24 protein-coding genes are annotated in these 22,349 nt (G+C 60.4%); 10 read left to right on the forward strand and 14 right to left on the reverse strand.

The window, feature by feature from the left end:
* Positions 1-7: 7 nt before the first annotated feature.
* The 4 genes from BVU99_RS01680 to BVU99_RS01695 form a co-directional block, all read right to left on the reverse strand.
* Positions 8-1,369, reverse strand: coding sequence for an NCS2 family permease (locus BVU99_RS01680; RefSeq protein WP_025304431.1), 1,362 nt, complete (start codon positions 1,367-1,369; stop codon positions 8-10).
* Positions 1,370-1,686: 317 nt separating this feature from the next.
* Entirely contained in the window at positions 1,687-2,094 is a 408-nt protein-coding gene (locus tag BVU99_RS01685; RefSeq protein WP_025304432.1) for a VOC family protein, read from the reverse strand.
* A gap of 47 nt (positions 2,095-2,141) precedes the next feature.
* Positions 2,142-2,810 carry a glutathione S-transferase gene (locus BVU99_RS01690; protein ID WP_025304433.1) on the reverse strand — a complete coding sequence of 223 codons (669 nt, stop codon included), beginning with the start codon at positions 2,808-2,810 and terminating at the stop codon, positions 2,142-2,144.
* Complete coding sequence (locus tag BVU99_RS01695) at positions 2,807-3,250, reverse strand: lipocalin-like domain-containing protein (RefSeq protein ID WP_099816660.1); 444 nt, start codon at positions 3,248-3,250, stop codon at positions 2,807-2,809. The genes BVU99_RS01690 and BVU99_RS01695 overlap by 4 nt, the downstream gene beginning before the upstream one ends.
* A 195-nt stretch (positions 3,251-3,445) precedes the next feature.
* Between BVU99_RS01695 and BVU99_RS01700 the strand changes: the two genes are divergently transcribed.
* The 4 genes from BVU99_RS01700 to BVU99_RS01715 all read left to right on the forward strand — a co-directional run bounded on the left by BVU99_RS01700 (position 3,446) and on the right by BVU99_RS01715 (position 6,259).
* Entirely contained in the window at positions 3,446-3,706 is a 261-nt protein-coding gene (locus BVU99_RS01700) for a YdgH/BhsA/McbA-like domain containing protein (RefSeq protein ID WP_099816661.1), read from the forward strand.
* Positions 3,707-3,855: 149 nt separating this feature from the next.
* A complete protein-coding gene (locus BVU99_RS01705) occupies positions 3,856-4,605 on the forward strand; it encodes a 3-oxoacyl-ACP reductase family protein (RefSeq protein WP_099816662.1) in 750 nt (249 codons plus the stop codon).
* Between the two features lie 263 nt (positions 4,606-4,868).
* Positions 4,869-5,081, forward strand: a complete 213-nt coding sequence (locus tag BVU99_RS01710) for a DUF1471 domain-containing protein (RefSeq protein ID WP_004936800.1) — start codon at positions 4,869-4,871, stop codon at positions 5,079-5,081.
* A 113-nt stretch (positions 5,082-5,194) separates the two neighbouring features.
* The gene (locus tag BVU99_RS01715; RefSeq protein WP_237651423.1) at positions 5,195-6,259 is read left to right on the forward strand and encodes a cyclase family protein; all 1,065 of its coding nucleotides are present in this window, start codon (positions 5,195-5,197) and stop codon (positions 6,257-6,259) included.
* Between the two features lie 86 nt (positions 6,260-6,345).
* On the opposite strand, the gene ssb1 is transcribed toward BVU99_RS01715, so the two are convergent.
* The gene (ssb1, locus tag BVU99_RS01720; protein ID WP_025304438.1) at positions 6,346-6,879 is read right to left on the reverse strand and encodes a single-stranded DNA-binding protein SSB1; all 534 of its coding nucleotides are present in this window, start codon (positions 6,877-6,879) and stop codon (positions 6,346-6,348) included.
* A gap of 277 nt (positions 6,880-7,156) precedes the next feature.
* Here ssb1 and uvrA point away from each other — a divergent pair, with 277 nt between their 5' ends.
* Both uvrA and BVU99_RS01735 read left to right on the forward strand, forming a co-directional pair.
* Complete coding sequence (gene uvrA, locus BVU99_RS01730) at positions 7,157-9,985, forward strand: excinuclease ABC subunit UvrA (RefSeq protein WP_025304439.1); 2,829 nt, start codon at positions 7,157-7,159, stop codon at positions 9,983-9,985.
* A 229-nt stretch (positions 9,986-10,214) separates the two neighbouring features.
* Positions 10,215-11,267 carry an NAD(P)-dependent alcohol dehydrogenase gene (locus BVU99_RS01735; protein WP_025304440.1) on the forward strand — a complete coding sequence of 351 codons (1,053 nt, stop codon included), beginning with the start codon at positions 10,215-10,217 and terminating at the stop codon, positions 11,265-11,267.
* A gap of 31 nt (positions 11,268-11,298) precedes the next feature.
* Here the strand turns inward: BVU99_RS01735 and maa are convergent, their stop codons facing one another.
* From maa to BVU99_RS01760, 5 genes are all read right to left on the reverse strand, one after another.
* Complete coding sequence (maa, locus tag BVU99_RS01740; RefSeq protein WP_025304441.1) at positions 11,299-11,856, reverse strand: maltose O-acetyltransferase; 558 nt, start codon at positions 11,854-11,856, stop codon at positions 11,299-11,301.
* A 151-nt stretch (positions 11,857-12,007) separates the two neighbouring features.
* Positions 12,008-12,361 (reverse strand): MmcQ/YjbR family DNA-binding protein, encoded by a 354-nt coding sequence (locus tag BVU99_RS01745; RefSeq protein ID WP_025304442.1) that lies wholly within the window; start codon positions 12,359-12,361, stop codon positions 12,008-12,010.
* A 4-nt stretch (positions 12,362-12,365) separates the two neighbouring features.
* Entirely contained in the window at positions 12,366-12,782 is a 417-nt protein-coding gene (locus BVU99_RS01750) for a secondary thiamine-phosphate synthase enzyme YjbQ (RefSeq protein WP_004936779.1), read from the reverse strand.
* Positions 12,783-12,908: 126 nt separating this feature from the next.
* On the reverse strand, positions 12,909-14,102 hold the full coding sequence (locus BVU99_RS01755; protein WP_049208295.1) for an amino acid aminotransferase: 1,194 nt from the start codon (positions 14,100-14,102) through the stop codon (positions 12,909-12,911).
* Between the two features lie 80 nt (positions 14,103-14,182).
* On the reverse strand, positions 14,183-14,656 hold the full coding sequence (locus BVU99_RS01760; protein ID WP_038874314.1) for an Lrp/AsnC family transcriptional regulator: 474 nt from the start codon (positions 14,654-14,656) through the stop codon (positions 14,183-14,185).
* A 215-nt stretch (positions 14,657-14,871) separates the two neighbouring features.
* On the opposite strand from BVU99_RS01760, the gene BVU99_RS01765 reads away from it, so the two are divergent.
* On the forward strand, positions 14,872-15,639 hold the full coding sequence (locus BVU99_RS01765; protein ID WP_025304445.1) for a transporter substrate-binding domain-containing protein: 768 nt from the start codon (positions 14,872-14,874) through the stop codon (positions 15,637-15,639).
* Between the two features lie 44 nt (positions 15,640-15,683).
* Here BVU99_RS01765 and alr read toward each other — a convergent pair whose 3' ends face one another.
* Positions 15,684-16,763: an alanine racemase gene (gene alr / locus BVU99_RS01770; RefSeq protein ID WP_049204323.1), complete on the reverse strand. Its 1,080-nt coding sequence runs from the start codon at positions 16,761-16,763 to the stop codon at positions 15,684-15,686.
* Between the two features lie 17 nt (positions 16,764-16,780).
* On the reverse strand, positions 16,781-18,205 hold the full coding sequence (gene dnaB / locus BVU99_RS01775) for a replicative DNA helicase (protein ID WP_025160134.1): 1,425 nt from the start codon (positions 18,203-18,205) through the stop codon (positions 16,781-16,783).
* Positions 18,206-18,378: 173 nt separating this feature from the next.
* On the opposite strand from dnaB, the gene BVU99_RS01780 reads away from it, so the two are divergent.
* On the forward strand, positions 18,379-19,362 hold the full coding sequence (locus BVU99_RS01780) for a quinone oxidoreductase (protein ID WP_025304447.1): 984 nt from the start codon (positions 18,379-18,381) through the stop codon (positions 19,360-19,362).
* 300 nt (positions 19,363-19,662) lie between these two features.
* Here BVU99_RS01780 and pspG read toward each other — a convergent pair whose 3' ends face one another.
* Both pspG and dusA read right to left on the reverse strand, forming a co-directional pair.
* Positions 19,663-19,881: an envelope stress response protein PspG gene (gene pspG / locus BVU99_RS01785; RefSeq protein WP_025304448.1), complete on the reverse strand. Its 219-nt coding sequence runs from the start codon at positions 19,879-19,881 to the stop codon at positions 19,663-19,665.
* 157 nt (positions 19,882-20,038) lie between these two features.
* On the reverse strand, positions 20,039-21,049 hold the full coding sequence (gene dusA / locus BVU99_RS01790; protein WP_042785464.1) for a tRNA dihydrouridine(20/20a) synthase DusA: 1,011 nt from the start codon (positions 21,047-21,049) through the stop codon (positions 20,039-20,041).
* Positions 21,050-21,251: 202 nt separating this feature from the next.
* Between dusA and BVU99_RS01795 the strand changes: the two genes are divergently transcribed.
* Positions 21,252-21,785 carry a tetratricopeptide repeat protein gene (locus BVU99_RS01795; protein ID WP_060434710.1) on the forward strand — a complete coding sequence of 178 codons (534 nt, stop codon included), beginning with the start codon at positions 21,252-21,254 and terminating at the stop codon, positions 21,783-21,785.
* 18 nt (positions 21,786-21,803) lie between these two features.
* Positions 21,804-22,349 (forward strand): RNA polymerase sigma factor, encoded by a 546-nt coding sequence (locus BVU99_RS01800; protein WP_099816663.1) that lies wholly within the window; start codon positions 21,804-21,806, stop codon positions 22,347-22,349.

Consider the following 22,349-nt stretch of genomic DNA (forward strand, 5'->3'; position numbering starts at 1 on the left):
AAGAGGCTTAAATCGCCCAGCCGCCGGCGTAGAACGCCACCAGCGCCACGGCGATCAGCACGGTGCCGATGTTCAACTTGCGCCATTCGCCGGAGAAGATGCGGCCGATGACCAGCGAGCTGAAGCCCAGCATGATGCCGGTGACGATGTTGCAGGTCAGCACGATGAACACCGCGCACAGCAGGCCGGCCATTGCGTCGACGAAGTCGTTGAAGTCCAGCTTGGTGACGTTGCTCAGCATCAGCAGGCCGACGTACATCAGCGCCGGCGCGGTGGCGTAGACCGGCACCAGATAGGCCAGCGGCGACAGGAACAGGATCAGCAGGAACAGGATGCCGACCACGGTGGCGGTCAGGCCGGTTTTGCCGCCCGCGGCGGTGCCGGCAGCGGACTCGATGTAGACCGCGGCGGGCGCGGCGCCCACCAGGCCGGAGAAGATGCTGCTCAGGGAATCCGAGGTCAGCGCCTTGCCGCCGTTGATGATCTGCCCGTCTTTATCCAGCAGGTTGGCCTGCCCGGCCACCGCGCGGATGGTGCCGGTGGCGTCGAACACCGCAGTCATCACCAGCGCCAGCACGCTCGGCAACACCACCGGTTGCAACGCGCCCATGATATCCAGACTGAAGATCAACGATTTGCCGTCAGCGTCCGCCAGGCTCGGCATGGCGAACAGCCCCTGGTATTTCACCGCCGGATCGACGATCAGGCCGATGATGGAAATGGCGATGATCACCAGCAGAATGCCGCCGGGCACGCGCAGCTTCTCCAGGCCGAAGATCACCGCCAGGCCGACCAGCGTCATCACCACCGGGAAGGAGGTGAAGGCGCCAAGCGCCACCGGCAGGCCATCCAGCGGGTTCTTCACCACCAGGCCGACACCGTTGGCGGCGATCAGCAGCAGGAACAGACCGATGCCGATGCCGGTGCCGTGCGCCACGCCCATCGGCAGGTTACGCAGGATCCAGGCGCGGATGCCGGTGACCGAGATGACGGTAAACAGCACGCCCATCACGAACACCGCGCCCAGCGCCACCGGAATGCTGATGTGCTGGCCCAGCACCAGGCTGAAGGCGGTGAAAGCGGTCAATGAGATCGCACAGCCGATGGCCATCGGCAGGTTAGCCCACAGCCCCATCAGCAGCGAGCCCAGCCCGGCCACCAGGCAGGTAGAGACAAACACCGCCGCCGGCGGGAAGCCCGCTTTGCCCAGCATGCTCGGCACCACGATCACCGAGTACACCATCGCCAGGAAGGTGGTCAGCCCCGCCACCACTTCCTGTCGCACGCTGCTGCCGCGCGCGGAAATTTTAAAATAGCCATCAAGCCCGCCGGTTGGTTTTGCGGCGTGGTTCGCTTGAGAGTTCGACATAGGTTACTTCCCCTGTGTTTCATTAATCGGCCCGTCACAGCAGGCCTGTCATCTCGCCCGCGCCCGATCGCCACGTAATCGTTTACGTCACGTTCCGCTTCCTTGCCCTTCCGTCGCATCGCCAACGGCAATGCGCACCAAGGCAAACGTTTAACTCGCAGCGCGCGGTACGGGTAATTTATGGTGGTTTATTCAAGGCAAACGATTATCCTGCCTTCCATGGCGTCTAATCAACTAAAGATCGCGGCAATTTATGCAGAAAGTGGCGGGAATGGCGTCTGCACGATAAAACCGGGGCGACGGACGCCCCGGCGAGATTATTGCGCCTGTACCGCAGCGGGATCCATATACATCAATTCCCAGATATGGCCGTCCAGGTCCTGAAAGCCATGGCCGTACATCATGCCGTAGTCGCGTGGCTGATGATAAGTGTTGCCGCCACCGGCGATCGCCTTGCGCACCAGTTCGTCCACCGCCGCCCGGCTGGGTTGCGACAGGCACACCAGCACCTCGGTGGCCTGTTTGGCGTCGCCGATCGGGTTCGGGGTAAACATCCTGAATTTGTCATGGGTCAGCAGCATCACGTAAATCGTGTCGCTGACCACCATGCACGCGGCGGTATCGTCGGTAAATTGCGGGTTGAAAGCGAACCCCAGGTGGGTGAAAAACGCCATCGAGGCGGGCAGATCGCGTACGGGTAGGTTAACGAAGATTTGCGTAGCCATGGGCTACCTCCGATGAAGAATGACCCCATCGAGTATAGCCCATCCGCTTAACTCAGCAGGTCGTAAGGGCCGCCCTGCTCCAATGCCCGCTGGTAGGCGGGCCGGGCATGAATGCGCTGCAGGAAGCCGCGCAGTTTCGGGCAATTGTCCAACGCGCCGCGCGCCGCCATCGCCTCCAGCGGAAAGCTCATCTGAATATCCGCCGCGCTGAAATCGTTGCCGACAAACCAGCTGCCCTTGTTCAGGTGCTGTTCGAGGTATTCGCAGTGCGGCGCGATCTGTTTGTCGAGGTATTCGCGCTGCACGCCCTTGCCGATCGCGCCGGCCACCGGCCGCAGCAGCCAGGGGATCGGCGGCTGGCCAAGGCGGCTGAACACCAGCTTCATCACCAACAGCGGCATCAGCGATCCTTCGGCGTAGTGCAGCCAATAGCGATACTGCTGGCGCGCGTGGAAGTCGGTCGGCATGAACATGCCCTGCGCGTCATAGGCTTCCTGCAAATATTCGATGATGGCGCCGGATTCCGCCAGCGTCAGATCGCCGTCGACGATCACCGGCGATTTGCCCAGCGGATGGATCTTTTTCAGCGCCGCCGGCGCCAGCAGGGTCTGCGGATCGCGCTCGTAGCGTTGCACCTGATAGGGCACACCCAGCTCTTCCAAAAACCACAGAATGCGCTGCGATCGCGAGTGGTTGAGATGATGAACAATGATCATGACGAAGCCTCTGTCCGCTGCCACACCAGTTCGCCAACCTGCACGCCGTTGCCGAGCTGCAAGGGCACCGTGCGCAACGTCAGCCGATCGCCGCTGAAAGCGTAAAAACGCACCTGACGGCTGCCTATCCAGTTGGGGAACGAACAGCCTTCGACCTGATGCACCACCCGCTGTTCGCTTTCCTCCACCTGATAGTGGCCGAAGTAGCAAATCATATTGATGAAGGCGGCGCGGATCTCCCGCTCAGACCCCTGCGCCAAATCGTCGGCGGCGAAACGCGGCCGCACGGCGCTATACAGCTGCGCCGCCATCGTGCCGTTGGCCTCATAGTGGATGCGCCCCAACACCTGCTCGCCCAGCGGGTAATTCAGCTCGCCGTTCTGGTTTTTGAACACCGACGACACCAGCGCCCAGCTGCCGATAAACGCGTTTACCGTCATTACGCTTCTCCGGTTAAAGATCCTCTGTAAAGGGTAGTGGCGATTTTTACCGCGCGCCAGCGGGTGAAAAACAATCAGTTTATTTGACAGAGATACTCAAAACTCTCCGATTTTTTATTCACACCCGGTGCACTACTATTTAACACATCGAGAGGCAACGGGCTCTCACCTAACAAATACTCTGAGGAACACATCATGAAAAACGTCAAAATTTTTGCTACCGCTGCGCTGCTGGCTACCGCTTCTTTCGCTACCTTCGCCGCTGACCTGCCTTCCAGCCAACCCGCTGCAGACGCCCAAAAAATCGGCGTAATCTCCGTTAGCGGCGCCACCAACCTGAGCGCGCTGGAAAGCGAACTGGCCAGCAAAGCCGCCGCGTCGGGCGCCAGTTCCTACCGCATCGTCGCCGCCGGTGGCCAGAACAAACTGTACGGCACCGCAGAAATCTTCAACTGATCGTCGAACAGCCAACCGACGGAAGAAAGAAGCCCCGCAAGGGGCTTTTCTCGTTGTGGGCAGGCAAAGCTCTTTGTGAACAGTGGCCGCCGGACATTTCACCGATACTGGGAATAACGCCTTACCCTCACCCACTTTGGAGAAATAACATGACCACAGCACATCCTCTGCAAGGCAAAGTCGCATTCGTCCAAGGCGGCTCACGCGGCATCGGCGCCGCCATCGTGAAACGGTTGGCGAGTGAAGGGGCCGCGGTCGCCTTTACCTACGCCACCTCGGCCGATCGCGCCGAAGCGGTGGCAAGCGCCGTTACCGCCGCCGGCGGCAAAGCCCTCGCCATCAGGGCCGACAGCGCCGATGCGGCGGCGCTGCAGCAGGCGGTGCGTCAGGCCGTCAGCCACTTCGGCAACCTGGATATTTTGGTGAACAACGCCGGGGTGTTTACACTGGGCAGCACCGAAGCGCTGGCGCTGGACGATCTGGATCGCATGCTAGCGGTCAACGTGCGCAGCGTGTTCGTCGCCAGCCAGGAAGCGGCGCGCCACATGAATGACGGCGGGCGCATCATCCACATCGGCAGCACCAACGCCGAGCGCGTGCCGTTCGGCGGTGCGGCGGTGTATGCGATGAGCAAATCGGCGCTGATCGGCCTGACCAAAGGCATGGCGCGCGATCTCGGCCCGCGCGGCATCACCGTCAATAACGTGCAGCCCGGCCCGGTAGACACCGAGATGAACCCGGACGCCGGCGAATTCGCCGATCAACTCAAGCAGCTGATGGCGATCGGCCGCTACGGCAAAGATGAAGAGATCGCCAGCTTCGTCGCCTACCTCGCCGGCCCGCAGGCGGGTTACATCACCGGCGCCAGCCTGAGCATCGACGGCGGTTTCTCGGCGTAACGTCCAAGCCCCGTAAGGGGCTTTTTATTTATTCGCTTGCCGCGGAGTGTAAGCCTGAAGGTCGATACATACCCGTTCACCACCCCCGCTATACCCCACCAATACCGCTTGAAAGACAACAATCGAATCAGTTTATGTACAAAAACGGAATAGTTTATTGACGATTCTGTTATTTATTCACCTCACCGTCCCCTTTATCCTTCGCTCCATCGTGTCGTACCGGACACCCTTATTTTTCGAATTGTCGAACACAGGATAAAGATATGAAAACCATGACCACCGTTATTTCACTCGCTCTGTTTTCCATGTTGTCGTTTAACGCCGCAGCAGAAAGCGTTACCGCAACCGGTAGAACGCTGGACTCCACCGAAGCTCTCATCGCTAAAAAAGCGCAAGAGGCCGGTGCAAGCGGCTACAAAATCACCAGCGCCTACATGGGCAATTTCGTCACCATGAGTGCAGAGCTGAAAAAATAATATCAATGACGCCGCTCGCACGGCGTTATCTATTTCCGCATAAGGAAGTCATCGTCGGGTGGTTATTCGCCACGCTTTATAAAGCATTACGCTAAAACACCCGCGTACTAAAAATGAGCCTCTTTCTCCACCGGTTATTATTCGGCGGCCTGACGTCGCCTATGTCCGGACGGTTCATTTTCATTCACTCTGCACTACGTCGTTATAAGGATGAGTCACTGATGAAATCATTGTATCGCCTCTCCCTCTTGCTGCCTTTGCTTGCCACAGTGCCTGCACAGGCCGCAGAGTCCGCCGCTCAGCCGTCAGACTGGTACCCTTCTGTTTACGGTGCAAAAGACGAAATCGGCGCCGCCAACCTGCTCACGCCGGAAGGGGTACTACAGTCCGTGCAACTGGTAAAACAGGGCAAGACATTGTCATTGGCGGTTCCCGTCGATAAAGATTTCCCGGCGTTCCGCCACCGTAGCTTCCGTTTATATAATATTCAGCCTGGTCAGCAGGACGGCAAAACGCTTGGCCCAAATAAATTCACCTTTAATGATGAATTGGTGAATGCCTGGACCGGCGTCGGCACCCAGTTGAACGGTATAGGCCATATCGGCATCGACAACGTTTATTATAACGGCAATAAGGCGGCGGACTTCGTCACCGTAGATGGCGTGAAAAAATTGGGCGTGGAAAAAGTGCCGCCCATGGTCACCCGCGGCGTGGTGCTCGATATGACGGCTTATTATCATAAAGACATCGTTCCGGGCGGCACCGAATTTTCCGTTGCGGATATTCAAGCGGTGCTTAAGAAGCAGGGCATTAGCTTAAGAAAAGGCGACGTTGTTTTATTTAATACCGGTTGGCTGGAGCTGATTGGTAAGGACAATAAAAAATTCCTGGAGGTCGAACCGGGTATCGGTATGGAAGCGGCGAAGTGGCTGGCTGACCAAGGCATCGTGGCCTTTGGCGGTGATACCTGGGCTTCCGAAGTGTACCCTAACCCGAAAAATGACGAAGAGTTCCCGGTCAACCAATACCTGCTGGCCAAGCGCGGCGTCTATAACCTGGAACTGATCGACAGCCGCCCACTGGTGCGCACGAAAACCTGGGAATTCCTGTTCGTACTGGGGCAACCGCTGTATGTCGGTTCAACCCAGGTCAACATCAACCCGGTAGCAATTTACTGACTGGCGACACCGCCGCAGAAAATCAGCGGCTAACGAGCACAAAAAACCCCGCCTGAGCGGGGTTTTTTTTAGCGCTGTCGCCAGGCTTAGAACGGAATATCGTCGTCGAAATCCATTGGTGGTTCGTTGCTGCTGGCCGCCGGAGCGCTGCTCTGCGCCGGGCGAGACTGCTGCTGGCCGCCGCTGAACTGGTTGCCGCCCTGTGGCTGCTGAGGCTGGCCCCAACCGCCCTGGCCGCCGGCAGATTGACCTGCCGGTGCGCCGCCGCCCTGACGGCCGCCCAGCATCTGCATGGTGCCGCCGACGTTAACCACCACTTCGGTGGTGTATTTTTCCACGCCGGACTGATCGGTCCATTTACGCGTCTGCAGGGAGCCTTCGATGTAGACTTGAGAGCCTTTACGCAGGTATTCGCCCGCCACTTCGGCCAGTTTGCCGAACAGCACGACGCGGTGCCACTCGGTCTTCTCTTTCTGTTCGCCGGTCGCCTTGTCACGCCAGCTTTCGGAGGTCGCCAGGGTAATGTTGGCCACTGCGCCGCCGTTCGGCATGTAACGGACTTCTGGATCCTGACCCAGATTCCCGACCAGAATTACTTTGTTTACGCCTCTGCTGGCCATGAGCACTTCTCCCGATGATTGATTTCTACACAGTATAAACGCGTCAGTTTACCACGCTGAGTACGAAACCACACCCGTGTTGATAAGTGCGAATTGCATTCCAGAATTGTCTTTTCGATCGACCTTGTTGCATTCTCATACTGGATATTCATTCAGGTTTTTTTGTGTCATAATTATGCGTTTCGACCTGGCTGTGCCGGTTTTTTGCGAGATCCATCACAAAATCCCCCGCAAAAATCGCGACAGGCGCGGTGTATCATCAAGACGGGAAGTGTAAATGGACAATATCGAAGTTCGTGGTGCTCGAACCCATAATCTGAAAAACATCAACCTGATCATCCCGCGTGACAAACTGATCGTCGTCACCGGCCTGTCCGGTTCCGGCAAGTCTTCGCTGGCTTTCGATACGCTGTACGCCGAAGGGCAGCGGCGCTATGTCGAATCACTCTCCGCCTATGCGCGCCAGTTCCTGTCGCTGATGGAAAAGCCGGACGTCGACCATATTGAAGGTCTGTCGCCGGCGATCTCCATCGAGCAGAAATCCACCTCGCACAACCCGCGGTCCACGGTCGGCACCATCACCGAGATCCACGACTACCTGCGCCTGCTGTTCGCCCGTGTCGGCGAGCCACGCTGCCCGGATCACCATGTGCCGCTGGCGGCGCAAACCGTCAGCCAGATGGTCGATAACGTGCTGAGCCAGCCGGAAGGCAAGCGCCTGATGCTGCTGGCGCCAGTAGTGAAAGATCGCAAGGGCGAGCACACCAAAACGCTGGAAAACCTGGCCGCCCAGGGCTATATCCGCGCGCGCATCGACGGTGAAGTGTGCGATCTGTCCGATCCGCCGAAGCTGGAGCTGCAGAAAAAACACACCATCGAAGTGGTGGTCGATCGCTTCAAGGTGCGCGACGACATGGCGCAACGCCTGGCCGAATCGTTCGAAACTGCGCTGGAGCTGTCCGGCGGCACCGCGGTGGTGGCGGACATGGACGACGAAAAAGCGGACGAGCTGCTGTTCTCCGCCAACTTCGCCTGCCCGATCTGCGGCTACAGCATGCGCGAGCTGGAACCGCGCCTGTTTTCCTTCAACAACCCGGCCGGCGCCTGCCCGACCTGCGATGGCCTGGGCGTGCAGCAGTTCTTCGATCCGGATCGCGTGGTGCAAAACCCCGAGCTGTCGCTGGCCGGCGGCGCGATCCGCGGCTGGGATCGCCGCAACTTCTACTATTTCCAGATGCTGCGTTCACTGGCGGAGCACTATGAGTTCGACGTCGAAGCGCCGTTCAACACCCTGAGCGCCGACGTACAGAAGGCGGTGCTGAGCGGCTCTGGCAAAGAGTCGATCGAATTCAAATACATCAACGATCGCGGTGACACCACCGTGCGCCGCCATCCGTTCGAAGGCGTGCTGCACAACATGGAGCGCCGCTATAAAGAGACCGAATCCAGCGCGGTGCGCGAAGAGCTGGCGAAGTTCATCAGCAACCGCCCTTGCGCCTCGTGTCACGGCACCCGTCTGCGCGAAGAAGCGCGCAACGTGTTCGTCGAAGACACCACGCTGCCGGAAATCTCCGATCTGAGCATCGGCCATGCGATGACCTTCTTCCAGAACATGAAGCTCAGCGGCCAGCGCGCCAAGATCGCCGAGAAAGTGCTGAAAGAGATCGGCGATCGCCTGAAATTCCTGGTGAACGTCGGCCTGAACTACCTGTCGTTGTCCCGGTCGGCGGAAACGCTCTCCGGCGGTGAAGCGCAGCGTATTCGTTTGGCCAGCCAGATCGGCGCCGGCCTGGTGGGCGTGATGTACGTGCTGGATGAGCCGTCGATCGGCCTGCACCAGCGCGATAACGAGCGCCTGCTGGAAACGCTGATCCACCTGCGTAACCTCGGCAACACGGTGATCGTGGTGGAGCATGACGAAGACGCCATCCGCGCCGCCGACCACGTGATCGACATCGGCCCCGGCGCCGGCGTGCACGGCGGCCAGGTGGTGGCAGAAGGCACCGTCGACGACATCATGGCGCAGCCGGAATCGCTGACCGGCCAGTTCCTCAGCGGCAAGCGCGAGATCGCCATTCCCGCGCAGCGTGTGCCGGCCGATCCGACCAAAGTGTTGAAGCTGAGCGGCGCGCGCGGCAACAACCTGAAGGACGTGACGCTGACGCTGCCGGTCGGTCTGTTTACCTGCATCACCGGCGTGTCCGGCTCCGGCAAATCGACGCTGATCAACGATACGCTATTCCCGATCGCCCAGCGCCAGCTTAACGGCGCCACCATCGCCGAGCCGGCGCCGTTCCGCGAAGTGACCGGCCTGGAACATTTCGACAAGGTGATCGACATCGATCAGAGCCCGATCGGCCGTACGCCACGCTCCAACCCGGCCACCTACACCGGTATCTTCACCCCGGTGCGCGAGCTGTTCGCCGGCGTGCCGGAATCGCGCAGCCGCGGTTATACGCCGGGCCGCTTCAGCTTCAACGTCAAGGGTGGGCGCTGTGAAGCCTGCCAGGGCGACGGGGTGATCAAGGTCGAAATGCACTTCCTGCCGGACATCTACGTGCCGTGCGACCAGTGCAAGGGCAAACGCTATAACCGCGAAACGCTCGAAGTGAAGTACAAAGGCAAGAGCATCCACGAAGTGCTGGAGATGACCATCGAAGAAGCGCGTGACTTCTTCGACGCAGTGCCGGCGCTGGCGCGCAAGCTGCAGACCCTGATGGATGTCGGCCTGTCCTACATCCGCCTCGGCCAGTCGGCCACCACGCTCTCCGGCGGGGAGGCGCAGCGCGTCAAGCTGGCGCGCGAGCTGTCGAAACGCGGCACCGGCCAGACGCTGTATATCCTCGACGAACCGACTACCGGCCTGCACTTCGCCGATATCCAACAGCTGTTGGCGGTGCTGCATCAGCTGCGCGATCAGGGCAATACCATCGTGGTCATCGAGCATAACCTGGACGTGATCAAGACCGCCGACTGGATCGTCGATCTGGGGCCGGAAGGCGGCAGCGGCGGCGGCGAGATCCTGGTCGCCGGCACGCCAGAAACCGTGGCCGAGTGTGAAAAATCGCACACCGCGCGCTTCCTGAAACCGCTGTTGAACAAGTAATATCGCCAACGTGCGGGCCGTCGTTCAGGCGACCCGCACGCTGACCCGTTTCATTGCAATCAAACAGAAACGGGCAAGATTTCGACATTTTCAGGCATTTCCCTCCGCACTCACCGCTTTTATCATCAATGTTCCCTCGGCGGCCGCCCTGTCTGATTCAGGCCGCATCTTACCGGCACTCCGCTGCCGGCCAAGCGTTGTCCCCCCTACATTGATAACTGGAGCGACCATGAACATTACCCATGCCTATGCCGCGCATGATGCGAAGTCTGCGCTGGTGCCTTTCGATTACCCACCGCGCGCCCTGCGCGACCACGATGTGCAAATTCAGGTGTTGTTCTGCGGTGTCTGCCATTCGGACCTGCATCAGGCTCGCAACGAATGGAGCAATACGATTTACCCGGTGGTACCAGGCCATGAAATCGTCGGGCGCGTCAGCGCCGTCGGCGGCCATGTCTCGCGTTACCGGGTCGGCGATCTGGTCGGCGTCGGTTGCATGGTGGATTCCTGCCGCAGCTGTCCGAGCTGCGATGAGGGGTTGGAACAGTATTGCGAGAACGGCTTTACCGGCACCTATAACGGCCAGGATCGTCAGACCGGTGCCGTAACCTACGGCGGCTACTCCACCAATCTGGTGGTAGATCAGGACTTCGTGCTGCGCGTGCCGGAAAACCTCGATCCGGCCGGGGTCGCGCCGCTGCTGTGCGCCGGCATCACCACCTATTCGCCGCTGCGCCAGTGGGGCGCGGGGCCAGGCAAAAAGGTCGGCATCGTCGGCCTCGGTGGGCTGGGGCACATGGGCGTCAAACTGGCGCAGGCGATGGGCGCGCACGTGGTGCTGTTCACCACCTCGCCGTCGAAAATAGAAGACGCCAAGCGCCTCGGCGCCCATGAAGTGGTGATTTCACGCAACCCGGATGAAATGGCGCAGCACGTTAATAGCTTCGACTTCATCCTCAACACGGTAGCGGCTCAGCACGATCTGAACCCGTTCCTCAACTTACTGCGCCGCGACGGCACCCTCACGCTGGTCGGCGCGCCGGAGCACGATCATCCGTCGCCGCAGGTGTTCAACCTGATCATGAAGCGCCGCCGTATCGCCGGTTCGCTGATCGGCGGCATCGCGGAAACGCAAGAGATGCTGGACTTCTGCGGCCAACACGGCATCACGTCCGATATCGAGCTGATCCCGATGCAGCAAATTAATGAGGCCTATGAGCGCATGCTGAAAAGCGACGTGAAGTACCGCTTCGTGGTGGATATCGACTCGCTGCGAGCCTGATGACAGCGGGCGCCCGGCGGCGCCCGTTTTTTTATAGCTGCTTGATGACCCTGGCCGGGTTGCCGCCCACCACGCAGTTGGCCGGCACGTCTTTGGTCACTACCGCGCCGGAGGCCACGACCGCATTATCGCCGATAGTCACGCCCGGATTGATCACCGCGCGCCCGCCGATCCACACGTTGTCGCCAATCTTGACCGGCTTGCCGAACTCCGCGCCGCCGACGCGGGTCTCGGCGTCCAGCGGATGGGTGGCGGTGTAGATATGCACGCCCGGCGCCAGCAGGCAGTTATCGCCAATATGCACCTCGCACACGTCGAGGATCACGCAGTCGAAATTGGCGTAGAAGTTCTTGCCGAGATAGATGTTATAGCCGTAGTCGCAGCGGAAGGTCGGCTCGATGGTGCCGCCCTGATAGCCGCCCAGCAGCTCGTCCAGCCATTGTTTGCGCAGCTCGCCCTCTTCCGGCGAGGAGTGGTTATAGCGATGCGTCAACTGGCGCGCGCGCCGACGTTCGCTGCGCAGCAGGTCATCACCGGCGTCGTACAGCTCCCCGGCGATCATCTTGCGCTTTTCTTCGCTGATGGCCATGTCGGCCTCCTTAATCTTATCGCGTTTCTTGAATGCCCAAGCGTAGCCGTTTTTTCCTGACGACAAAAAGGGAACGTTCCCAATTTAAAGCCGCGATCACGATTTAACACGAAAAAGCAGGAGAAAAACGGGCGGTGCCGCCGCCCGGCAATCAGGCGCGCAGTTCCTGGCGCACGTGTTCGGGCAGGCCTTCCACCACCAGCTGATAGGAGCTGTCGATCAGCGTATAAAACTGCGAGTTCGGCAGGTTGCCGTCGAGAAACACCGTATTCCAGTGCGCCTTGTTCAGGCCGTCGCAGGCGACGATCTCCGGGTGGTGCTCGCGCAGGCTTTCCGCCAGCTCCGGGCTGGACTTGATTGCCAGCGCCGGCCGTCCTTCGACCTCGCACACCATCGCGAACATCACGTCGCCCACCTTGATCTGGCTGGCCTGCCACTGGTTCTGGTCGCTTTGCTCCGCGCCCGGCTTCGCCATGCAGTACTCCAGCAATGCGCTGTTATTCATTGGGTTATTCCCCCTGTAATGTGGCCACAATACGGCGTGCTCCGCCGTGGATGCGGTGCTCCCCCAGCCAGATGCCTTGCCATGTGCCCAACATCAGCCGCCCGTGCCTGACGGGCAGCGTCAAGGAAGCGCCCAGCAGCGAGGATTTGATGTGCGCCGGCATGTCGTCCGGCCCTTCGTAGTCATGTTGATAGGGTGCGTTTTCCGGCACCTGGCGCAGGAAATGCTGCTCCATATCGGCTCGCACCGTGGGATCGCAGTTCTCGTTGAGCGTCAGCGAGGCCGAGGTATGCTGCAGCAACAGATGCAGCAGGCCGGTTTGCAGGCGGTGTAAGTGGGTTAACTGGTTGACGATCTCGTCGGTAACCAGATGAAAGCCACGCGCTTTTGCGCTGAGGATTAGCGTTTGCTGATGCCACATGAGTGAGCGCCCCTCAATCAGTATATTCTCTCTCCGGTTTGCGGCAACTTCGGCGGCGCACCGGCAATAAAAAAGGAGCGATATCGCTATCGCTCCCCGATGAACGTCCGTTCAGACTAACAGGCGTTACTGCACCGCGGCAAACGCCTCGGCCACCTGACGCACGTTGTTGTGGTTCAGGCCGGCCACGCACATGCGGCCGCTGTGGATCAGGTAGACGCCGAACTCTTCACGCAGGCGATCGACCTGCGCCGCGCTGAAACCGGTGTAGCTGAACATGCCGCGCTGAGCCAGCAGGTAATCGAAATTGCGCTGCGGCAGCGCGCTCTTCAGGGTGTCCACCAGCGCGTGACGCATCTCGAGGATGCGGGTGCGCATGCTCTCCACTTCGTCCAGCCACTGGGTTTTCAGCTGGGCGTCGTTCAGCACCTTGGCCACCAGCTGCGCGCCGAAGTTCGGCGGGCTCGAGTAGTTGCGGCGCACGGTGGCCTTCAGCTGGCCCAGCACGCGCCCGGCCGCCTCTTCGCTTTCGCACACCACCGACAGGCCGCCGACGCGCTCGCCGTACAGCGAGAAGATCTTCGAGAACGAGTTGCTCACCAGGCACGGCAGGCCGGCCGCCGCGATGGCGCGAATGGCGTAGGCGTCTTGCTCCATGCCGCCGCCGAAGCCCTGATAGGCGATATCAAGGAACGGAATGATTTCACGATCGGCGATCACCTTGACCACCTCATCCCACTGGGTAGGGGTCAGGTCGGAACCGGTCGGGTTGTGGCAGCACGGATGCAGCAGCGCGATGCTGTGCTTCGGCAGCTGTTTCAGCGCGGCGAGCATGGCGTCGAACTTCACGCCCAGGCTTTCGCTGTCGAAATACGGATAGGTATTCACTTTGAAACCGGCGCCGCTGAAGATGGCGACGTGGTTTTCCCAGGTCGGATCGCTGACCCACACCTGCGAATCCGGGAAGTAGCTTTTCAGGAAGTCGGCGCCCACTTTCAACGCGCCGGAACCACCGACGGTCTGAATGGTGGCGATGCGCCCCTGCTGCAGCATCGGATGCTGCGCGCCGAACAGCAGTTGCTGGATGGCGGAGCGATAGGGTTGCAGCCCTTCCATCGGCAGGTATACCGAGGCGCCGTGCTCGACGCTGTTCAACTGCGCTTCCGCCGCGGCGACCGCCCGCATCTGCGGAATGATGCCCTGCGCATCGTAGTACAGGCCGATACTCAGGTTTACCTTGTGCGCGCGCGGGTCTTGTTTGAATTTTTCCATCAGCGACAGAATGGGATCGCCGGCATAGGCGTCAACGTTCTGGAACACGGGGTTTTTCTCCTGGTTTATTTATTGTGGTTTAGGCACAGCGTTACGTTCCTAATATAGACGGAAAAGCGCATTCGGTTTCAGCTTTCTCGCGCCACCGGCAACAAACCGTTTTCCTTGATGCGATTGAGCACCACCGCCGTTTTGATATGCGCCACGCTTTTGTGCGGCGACAGCGTCTGGCTGATGAATTCGCTCAGCGCCGGCAGGTCAGCCACCGCCACTTTCAGCAGGTAATCGGCGTCGCCGGTGGTCTTGTATGCGTCAAGGATCGCGTCCACGTCCTCCAGCATCTGATGAAAGCTGTCGATTTGCTCCTGCGCGTGCGTGATCAGGCTGACTTCAATCAGCCCCACCAGCCCCAGGCCGACCGCCTCCGGCGCCAGCCGCGCGTGGTAGCCGCGAATCAGCTGCGCCTGCTCCAGGCTGATGCGCCGCCGCGAACATTGGGAGGCCGAGAGCCCGACCAGCTCGCTCAGCTCCTGATTGGTCAGACGGCCGTTGGCCTGTAACAGCGTCAGGATTTTCATATCAAAATCGTCAATGTTGTACATAGCCACCTGTAAACTGTGTTAATAAATGTTGACGTTACAGCCTACCAGTTTTTTTACCGTTGCCGACGTCACACCCTGGCGCTTGAATCGCGTACAGCAGCAACGCCCGGCGTTTTCGCCGGTAAGCGGCATAAAAAACGGCTAACTCATGCAGACAAACGACAATTAACGGCGAAGTAACGCATAAAACCACGAATGTATAAAAAGGACGCCAGATGAAAAAGCTACTCCCCCTCGCGCTGCTGCTCGGCGCCGGCAGCGCCAGCGCGCAATCCCACCTGGACAAAGTGCTGCAGCAAAAGACCCTGGAGGTCTGCACCACCGGCGACTACAAGCCCTATACCTTCCTCAAGGAAGACGGCAGCTATGAAGGCATCGACATCGACATGGCGCAATCGCTGGCCAAGAGCCTGGGCGCCAATGTGAAGTGGGTGAAAACCAGCTGGAAAACCCTGACGCCGGACTTCGCCTCCGGCAAGTGCGACATCGCGATGGGCGGCATCTCCGTCACGCTGGAGCGGCAAAAACAGGTGTTCTTCGCTGACAAGCTGGATACCGACGGCAAAATCCCGCTGGTGCGCTGCACCGACGTGAAGAAATACCGCACTATCGAACAGATCAACAAGCCGTCGGTGCGTCTGTTGGAACCGGCGGGCGGCACCAACGAAGCCTTCGTGCACGCCTATCTGCCGAAGGCCAAACTCACGCTGACGCACGACAACATGAGCATTTTCCAGCAGCTGGTGGATCGCAAGGCGGACGTGATGATCACCGACGCCTCCGAGGCGCTGTACCAGCAGAAGCGCTATCCGAAGCTGTGCGCGGTGAATCCGACCAAACCGATGCAGTACGGCGAGAAGGCTTACATGCTGCCGCGCGACGATCTGAGCTGGAAACTGTATGTGGATCAGTGGCTGCACCTGGCCAAGGCGACCGGCGAGTATCAGAAGGTTATCGACAAGTGGTTGGCGGTAAAGAAGTAACCCGCTGAGAAACGGGGCCGACGCGCGTCGGCCCCTGCGGCGCATCAGTCGCCGATGTATTCCATCGCCACACGCTGCGTGAGCTTGGTGATCAGTTCGTAAGCGCTGATGCCGGTGCAGGCGGCGATGCGTTCGACCGGCAGCGCCTGGCCCCACAGCACCGCTTCATCCCCCACCTTATCGGCGGCGTCCGGCCCGAGATCGACCGAAATCATGTCCATCGACACCCGGCCGACGATCGGCACTTCGCGGCCGTTGATCAGGATTGGCGTACCGGTCGGCGCGCTGCGCGGGTAACCGTCGCCGTATCCCATCGCCACCACGCCCAGCCGGGTATCGCGCGGGCTGACCCAGGTGCCGCCGTAGCCGACCGCTTCGCCGGCCTTGTGCTCGCGCACCGCGATCAGGCTGGATTTCAGGGTCATCGCCGGCTGCAGACCATGCTCGGCGCCGCTGCCGTTATCCAGCGGCGACACGCCGTACAGAATGATGCCGGGGCGCACCCACTCATTGTGGGCATCCGGCCACAGCAGCGTGCCACCGGAGGCGGCGACCGAGCGCTGGCCCGGTTTACCGCGCGCGAACTGCTCAAAGCAGGCGATCTGTTTCAACGTGGTGTCGGACTCCGGTTCATCGGCGCGGCTGAAGTGGCTCATGATATTGACCGGCTGCGCCACGTTGCGGCAGGCGCACAGGCGCTGATAAAACGCCTCCGCGTGTTCGGGGCGCACCCCCAGCCGATGCATGCCGGTATCGAGCTTCATCCACACCGGCACCGGGCGCGCCAGCTCGGCCTGCTCCAGCGCTTCGAGCTGTTCGATGCAGTGCACCGCGGTTTCGATGTTGTTCGCCACCAGCACCGGCAGATCTTCGGCACTGAAGAAGCCTTCCAGCAGCAGGATCGGTTTGACGATGCCGCCGGAACGCAGCATCAGCGCCTCGTCGATGCGCGCCACGCCGTAGCAGTCGGCGTCTTGCAGGGTGTGTGCTGTTTCCAGCAGGCCATGTCCATAAGCGTTTGCTTTCACAACGGCAATCAGGCGGCTTTGCGGCGCCTGGCGGCGCACCTGTTGCAGATTATGTCGCAGAGCGCGGCGGTCGATTACAGCGGTTGCCGCTTTCATTTCAGTTCCTTAGCTGATTATTCGTCATCGTATTGTGGCCCCGCGTAGTTGTCGAAACGCGACCACTGGCCGTTAAAGGTAAGGCGCACGGTACCGATCGGGCCGTTACGCTGCTTACCGATAATAATTTCCGCGATCCCTTTCAGATCGCTGTTCTCGTGATACACCTCATCACGATAGATGAACATAATCAGGTCGGCGTCCTGCTCGATAGAGCCGGATTCACGCAGGTCGGAGTTAACCGGGCGTTTGTCGGCGCGCTGCTCCAGGCTACGGTTCAGCTGCGACAGCGCCACCACCGGCACCTGCAGCTCTTTCGCCAGCGCCTTCAGCGAGCGCGAAATCTCGGCGATCTCCAGCGTACGGTTGTCGGACAGGGCCGGCACGCGCATCAGCTGCAGGTAGTCAATCATGATGAGGCTAAGCCCGTCGTGCTCGCGGAAAATGCGCCGCGCGCGCGAGCGCACTTCGGTCGGCGTCAGGCCGGAGGAGTCGTCGATGTACATGTTGCGCTTCTCCAGCAGGATACCCATGGTGCTGGAAATGCGCGCCCAGTCCTCGTCGTCGAGCTGACCGGTACGGATGCGCGTCTGATCCACGCGCGACAGCGACGCCAGCATACGCATCATGATCTGCTCGCCGGGCATCTCCAGGCTGAAGATCAGCACCGGTTTTTCCTGGGTCATCGCGGCGTTTTCGCACAGGTTCATGGCGAAGGTGGTTTTCCCCATCGATGGACGGGCGGCGACGATGATCAGATCGGACTTTTGCATGCCCGCGGTTTTCTTGTTGAGGTCCTGATAGCCGGTATCGACCCCGGTCACGCCGTCGTGCGGCTGCTGATACAGCTGTTCGATGCGCGATACGGTGTCCTCCAGGATGCGTTCGATGCCCTTCGGGCCTTCGTCTTTGCTGGCGCGGTTCTCGGCGATTTGGAATACGCGGGATTCCGCCAGATCGAGCAGGTCTTCGCTGCTGCGCCCCTGCGGATCGTAGCCGGCGTCGGCGATTTCGTTAGCCACCGAGATCATTTCGCGCACCACCGCGCGCTCGCGCACGATGTCGGCGTAGGCGCCGATGTTGGCGGCGCTCGGGGTGTTTTTCGACAGCTCGGCCAGGTAGGCGAAGCCGCCGACCGAGTCCAGTTCACCCTTCTGCTCGAGCGATTCGGACAGGGTGATGAGGTCGATAGGCTTGCTCATCTCCAGCAGACGCTGCATCTCGGTAAAGATCAGGCGATGTGGGCGGCTGAAGAAGTCGTTGGCGACCACGCGCTCCGCCACGTTGTCCCAGCGCTCGTTATCCAGCATCAAACCGCCCAACACCGACTGCTCGGCCTCCAGCGAGTGCGGCGGCATCTTCAGCCCTTCCATCTGACGATCTCTGGAACGCTCTCTGGTTTCGTCCGCGTTTGTTTTGTTGGTTGGTTTTTTTCCTGCCATGAAACGTAGTCTTTATCCGGTTGCGAATGAGGGTGAAGCTGCTGACGCAAGAGTATACGTGATTTTTCCGCACGATTCCGCCGCATAATTGCCACAGGCCGGCGCACGGGCAGGCTAGATCTCCGCAGCCAAAAGGCATAGGGTGAATTCAGATAACCAAATGAGGGTAGAACATGGCCAAGCGCATTCAATTCTCCGCCACCGGCGGGCCGGAAGTCTTGCAATACGTTGATTTTACACCGCTCGATCCGGCTGCCGGCGAAGTGCAGATCGAGAACAAGGCGATCGGCATCAACTACATCGACACCTATGTGCGCAGCGGACTGTACGCGCCGGCCAGCCTGCCGAGCGGCCTCGGCACCGAAGCGGCCGGCGTGGTGACCAAGGTCGGCGCCGGGGTCAGCGTCCTCAAACCGGGCGACCGGGTGGTGTATGCGCAATCGGCGCTCGGCGCCTACAGCGAGATCCACAACGTCTCGGCAGAACGCGTGGCGCTGCTGCCGGGCAACCTTAGCTTTGAACAGGGTGCAGCCTCTTTCCTCAAAGGGCTGACGGTATACTACCTGCTGCGCCAGACCTATGACGTGCAACCGGGTGAAGTGTTCCTGTTCCATGCCGCGTCCGGCGGCGTCGGGCTGATCGCCTGCCAGTGGGCGAAAGCGCTGGGTGCGCGCCTGATCGGCAGCGTCGGTTCCGACGAGAAGGCCGCGCTGGCGAAACAGGCCGGCGCCTGGGCCACCATCAACTACCACAAAGAGGATATCGCCCAGCGGGTGGCCGAGCTGACGCAGGGCGAGAAGGTCGGCGTGGTGTACGATTCGGTGGGTAAAAGCACCTGGCTGGCCTCGCTCGACAGCCTGAAGCGTCGCGGCCTGATGGTCAGCTTCGGCAACGCCTCAGGCCCGGTGACCGGCGTCGATCTGGCGCTGCTGAATCAGAAGGGCTCGCTGTACGTCACCCGCCCTTCCCTCAACGGCTATATCACCAACCGCGCCGAGCTGCAGTACGCCAGCAACGAGCTGTTCTCCCTGATCGGCAGCGGCGCCATTCGGGTAGAAGTGAAAGACGAGCAGAAATTCGCGCTGGCCGACGCCCAGCGGGCACACCAAGTATTGGAAAGCCGCAGCACCAGTGGCTCCAGCCTGCTGATCCCCTGATCGCGGCCAAAGAAAAGGGCTCCTTACGGAGCCCTTTCTGTTACTGCGTTTTGTAGGGGTAGAGCAGAGTCCGCCAGAGACAGGGGGTTGCTTCAGCAACACGAATTTTGGTTGTCTCTCACGGTGATGAAATCGGTCGCATCACTGCATCGACCCACATCCTAACAGCCCCGTGCGGCAAAAAACACGCTTTATGTGCCACATCGCCGGGTAAAACTGCCAAGCTGTGATCGCTGCCGCATTAGCGTGGCGGGCAGTTATGCAAGTTTCATCGCGACTGACTGATTATTCAGCAAAAAATCAGTAACGCCTGGCCTGCGGTTTCTGCATCGAACGGTAAATCCATACCCCGACCACCGCCAAAATTAGCCACGGCAGCAGCTTAATCACCACCGCGAACAACCCGCCCAACAGCATGAACGCCGCCGCCACCAACAACGCGGCGAAGATCCCCAGCAGCGAGATGCCGGTCACCATCAGCATCACCACAAAGCCAATGAGAAAGAAGATTTCCAACATGATTGCTCCTTTGCAATACAACGTATCTGCAGAGTGGATTACAAGAAGCGTGCCAGAATGGCGGAGGGGCTAACCTATTGAAAAAATAGGACAGGCATCCGGTAACGTACCGAATACCTGGCGAAAAAGACTAACTGTTGGTCAAATTTTTGGTGGGTTACGCCATTTCGACGCGCGGCTGACGCACCAGCGCCAGCGCCTGCTCCACCACCCGCGCATCGGCGCCCGGCTTGTGGGCGTTCTCGCTCAGGTGGCGACGCCACTGGCGCGCGCCCGGCACGCCCTGGAACAGACCGAGGATGTGACGGGTGATGTGGCCGAGATAGGTGCCGTTGGACAGCTCGCGCTCGATATACGGATACAGCGCTTCGACGATCGCCACGCTGTCCGGCACCGCGGTCTGCGCGCCGAACAGTTCGCTGTCGACCCGCGCCAGGATACCCGGATTCTGATACGCCTCGCGCCCCATCATCACACCGTCCAGATGCTGCAGATGCTGCCGCGCCTCTTCCAGCGTTTTCACCCCGCCGTTAATGGCGATGGTCAGCGCCGGGAAATCCCGCTTCAGCTGATAAACGCGCGGGTAGTCCAGCGGCGGCACTTCGCGGTTCTCTTTCGGGCTGAGGCCGGAGAGCCAGGCTTTGCGAGCGTGGATAGTGAACATGTCGCACTCGCCGCGCCCGGCGACGGTCTGGATAAAGTCGCACAGGAAGGCGTAGCTGTCCTGATCGTCGATGCCGATGCGGGTCTTCACCGTCACCGGTATCGATACGACGTCGCGCATTGCCTTGATGCAGTCGGCGACCAGCGCCGCCTGGCCCATCAGACAGGCGCCGAACATGCCGTTTTGCACGCGATCGGACGGGCAGCCGACGTTGAGGTTAATCTCGTCGTAACCGCGCTGCTCCGCCAGCTTGGCGCAATGCGCCAGCGCGGCCGGATCGCTGCCGCCCAGCTGCAGCGCCACCGGATGCTCTTCTTCGCTGTAGGCCAGATAGTCGCCCTTGCCGTGGATGATCGCGCCGGTGGTCACCATTTCGGTGTACAGCAGCGTTTCCTTGGTCAGCAGGCGGTGGAAGTAACGGCAATGACGATCGGTCCAGTCGAGCATCGGCGCGATGGAGAAACGATTGGCGGCGTAGGTTGGGGCGTGGTTGTCTTTCGTCATGCTGAGTTACTGGCTACCTGAGTCTGTCTGGGTTCAACGAACGGCGCGCGGCCGCAAACGGCTATTATAACGACAATCGGCGCCGTTGGGAAAACCCGCTTGCCGCCGGCAAAAATAAGCGGAGACAAGGCGAATAAACCCACTCGTTCAGGTGTTATATCATTACGGGCGCGCACGGCGCCTCTGCCTTGAGGACACAACCATGAACAGCTTCATTAAACGCCTGCTGGCATCGGCCATTGCCGGCTGCCTGCTGTTTTCCGGCGCGGCGCTGGCGATGGGCGGCGACGGCAGCAGCCAAACCCCGCCGACCTGCCCGAAAGGCCAGGTCTACGACAGCAAAACTCAGACCTGCATGGTGGATAAAAGCGGCAAGGTCGACGACGTCGACCGCACTAACTACGCCTATGCGCTGGCGAAAAGCGGCCGCTATCAGGAAGCGCTCGATATGCTCAACACGCTGAAAGATCCCAACACCGCCGTTGCGCTGAACTATCGCGGCTACGCCACGCGCAAACTTGGCCGCACCGATGAGGGTATCGGCTATTATTTAAAATCAGTAGCTCTCGATCCGAAATACCCTAAAGTGCGCGAGTACCTGGGGGAAGCCTACATGCTGAAAGGCCGACCCGATCTGGCGCGCCAGCAGCTGCAGGTGATCCAGTCGCTGTGCGGCACCAAATGCGAGGAGTACCGCGATTTGGCGGCGGCCATCGACCGCCACCCGGAATCTTGATCCGACGCGCCTGCGGAGGTGACTATCAGCGGCGATGCGATACGCGATGAACTCGGCCACTATCTCTCCCGCCTGTGGCGCTATGCACTGGTGCTTTCGCACCGGCGGGATATCGCCGACGATCTGGTGCAGGCGACCTGCCTGCGTGCGCTGGAGCGCGCTGCGCAATTCACTCCCGGTTCGCACCTGGATCGCTGGTTGTTTTCCATCCTGCACTCCATCTGGCTCAATGAAGTTCGCGCCCAACATCTTCGCCAGGGGCAAGGCTGCATGGCGGCGGAAGAGCTGGGCGATGCGGACAACGGTGAACAGCCGGTCTGGCTCCATGAAGTGATGCGACGCGTCAGCCGGCTGCCGGCGGCTCAGCGCAACGCGCTGTTTCTGGTGTATATCGAAGGGCTATCCTATCGGGAGGCCTCGAAAGTGCTGGCGGTGCCAATCGGCACCGTCATGAGCCGCCTGGCGGCCGCACGCTTGGCGTTGGCCGATGACCGCCCGTTGGCAAACGACGGCCCGCACCGCAAAGAGAGCCATCCCGCCCCCTTGCCTCCTGCTCGTCGATAA

Origin of the sequence: Serratia sp. OLAL2, from assembly GCF_002752475.1 — a bacterium.
Classification (GTDB): Bacteria; Pseudomonadota; Gammaproteobacteria; order Enterobacterales; family Enterobacteriaceae; genus Serratia; species Serratia bockelmannii.

Excerpts from the sequence above, each read along its gene's own strand:
- BVU99_RS01745 (WP_025304442.1), bottom strand. The coding sequence starts at position 12,361 with ATGAATAACAGCGCATTGCTGGAGTACTGCATGGCGAAGCCGGGCGCG.
- BVU99_RS01710 (WP_004936800.1), top strand. The coding sequence starts at position 4,869 with ATGAAAACCATGACCACCGTTATTTCACTCGCTCTGTTTTCCATGTTG.
- BVU99_RS01715 (WP_237651423.1), top strand. The coding sequence starts at position 5,195 with ATGAGCCTCTTTCTCCACCGGTTATTATTCGGCGGCCTGACGTCGCCT.
- BVU99_RS01700 (WP_099816661.1), top strand. The coding sequence starts at position 3,446 with ATGAAAAACGTCAAAATTTTTGCTACCGCTGCGCTGCTGGCTACCGCT.
- ssb1 (WP_025304438.1), bottom strand. The coding sequence starts at position 6,879 with ATGGCCAGCAGAGGCGTAAACAAAGTAATTCTGGTCGGGAATCTGGGT.
- BVU99_RS01735 (WP_025304440.1), top strand. The coding sequence starts at position 10,215 with ATGAACATTACCCATGCCTATGCCGCGCATGATGCGAAGTCTGCGCTG.
- BVU99_RS01680 (WP_025304431.1), bottom strand. The coding sequence starts at position 1,369 with ATGTCGAACTCTCAAGCGAACCACGCCGCAAAACCAACCGGCGGGCTT.
- BVU99_RS01690 (WP_025304433.1), bottom strand. The coding sequence starts at position 2,810 with ATGATCATTGTTCATCATCTCAACCACTCGCGATCGCAGCGCATTCTG.
- alr (WP_049204323.1), bottom strand. The coding sequence starts at position 16,763 with ATGAAAGCGGCAACCGCTGTAATCGACCGCCGCGCTCTGCGACATAAT.
- BVU99_RS01780 (WP_025304447.1), top strand. The coding sequence starts at position 18,379 with ATGGCCAAGCGCATTCAATTCTCCGCCACCGGCGGGCCGGAAGTCTTG.
- BVU99_RS01705 (WP_099816662.1), top strand. The coding sequence starts at position 3,856 with ATGACCACAGCACATCCTCTGCAAGGCAAAGTCGCATTCGTCCAAGGC.
- BVU99_RS01685 (WP_025304432.1), bottom strand. The coding sequence starts at position 2,094 with ATGGCTACGCAAATCTTCGTTAACCTACCCGTACGCGATCTGCCCGCC.
- maa (WP_025304441.1), bottom strand. The coding sequence starts at position 11,856 with ATGGCCATCAGCGAAGAAAAGCGCAAGATGATCGCCGGGGAGCTGTAC.
- dnaB (WP_025160134.1), bottom strand. The coding sequence starts at position 18,205 with ATGGCAGGAAAAAAACCAACCAACAAAACAAACGCGGACGAAACCAGA.
- BVU99_RS01760 (WP_038874314.1), bottom strand. The coding sequence starts at position 14,656 with ATGTACAACATTGACGATTTTGATATGAAAATCCTGACGCTGTTACAG.
- dusA (WP_042785464.1), bottom strand. The coding sequence starts at position 21,049 with ATGACGAAAGACAACCACGCCCCAACCTACGCCGCCAATCGTTTCTCC.
- BVU99_RS01795 (WP_060434710.1), top strand. The coding sequence starts at position 21,252 with ATGAACAGCTTCATTAAACGCCTGCTGGCATCGGCCATTGCCGGCTGC.
- BVU99_RS01765 (WP_025304445.1), top strand. The coding sequence starts at position 14,872 with ATGAAAAAGCTACTCCCCCTCGCGCTGCTGCTCGGCGCCGGCAGCGCC.
- pspG (WP_025304448.1), bottom strand. The coding sequence starts at position 19,881 with ATGTTGGAAATCTTCTTTCTCATTGGCTTTGTGGTGATGCTGATGGTG.
- BVU99_RS01695 (WP_099816660.1), bottom strand. The coding sequence starts at position 3,250 with ATGACGGTAAACGCGTTTATCGGCAGCTGGGCGCTGGTGTCGTCGGTG.
- BVU99_RS01750 (WP_004936779.1), bottom strand. The coding sequence starts at position 12,782 with ATGTGGCATCAGCAAACGCTAATCCTCAGCGCAAAAGCGCGTGGCTTT.
- uvrA (WP_025304439.1), top strand. The coding sequence starts at position 7,157 with ATGGACAATATCGAAGTTCGTGGTGCTCGAACCCATAATCTGAAAAAC.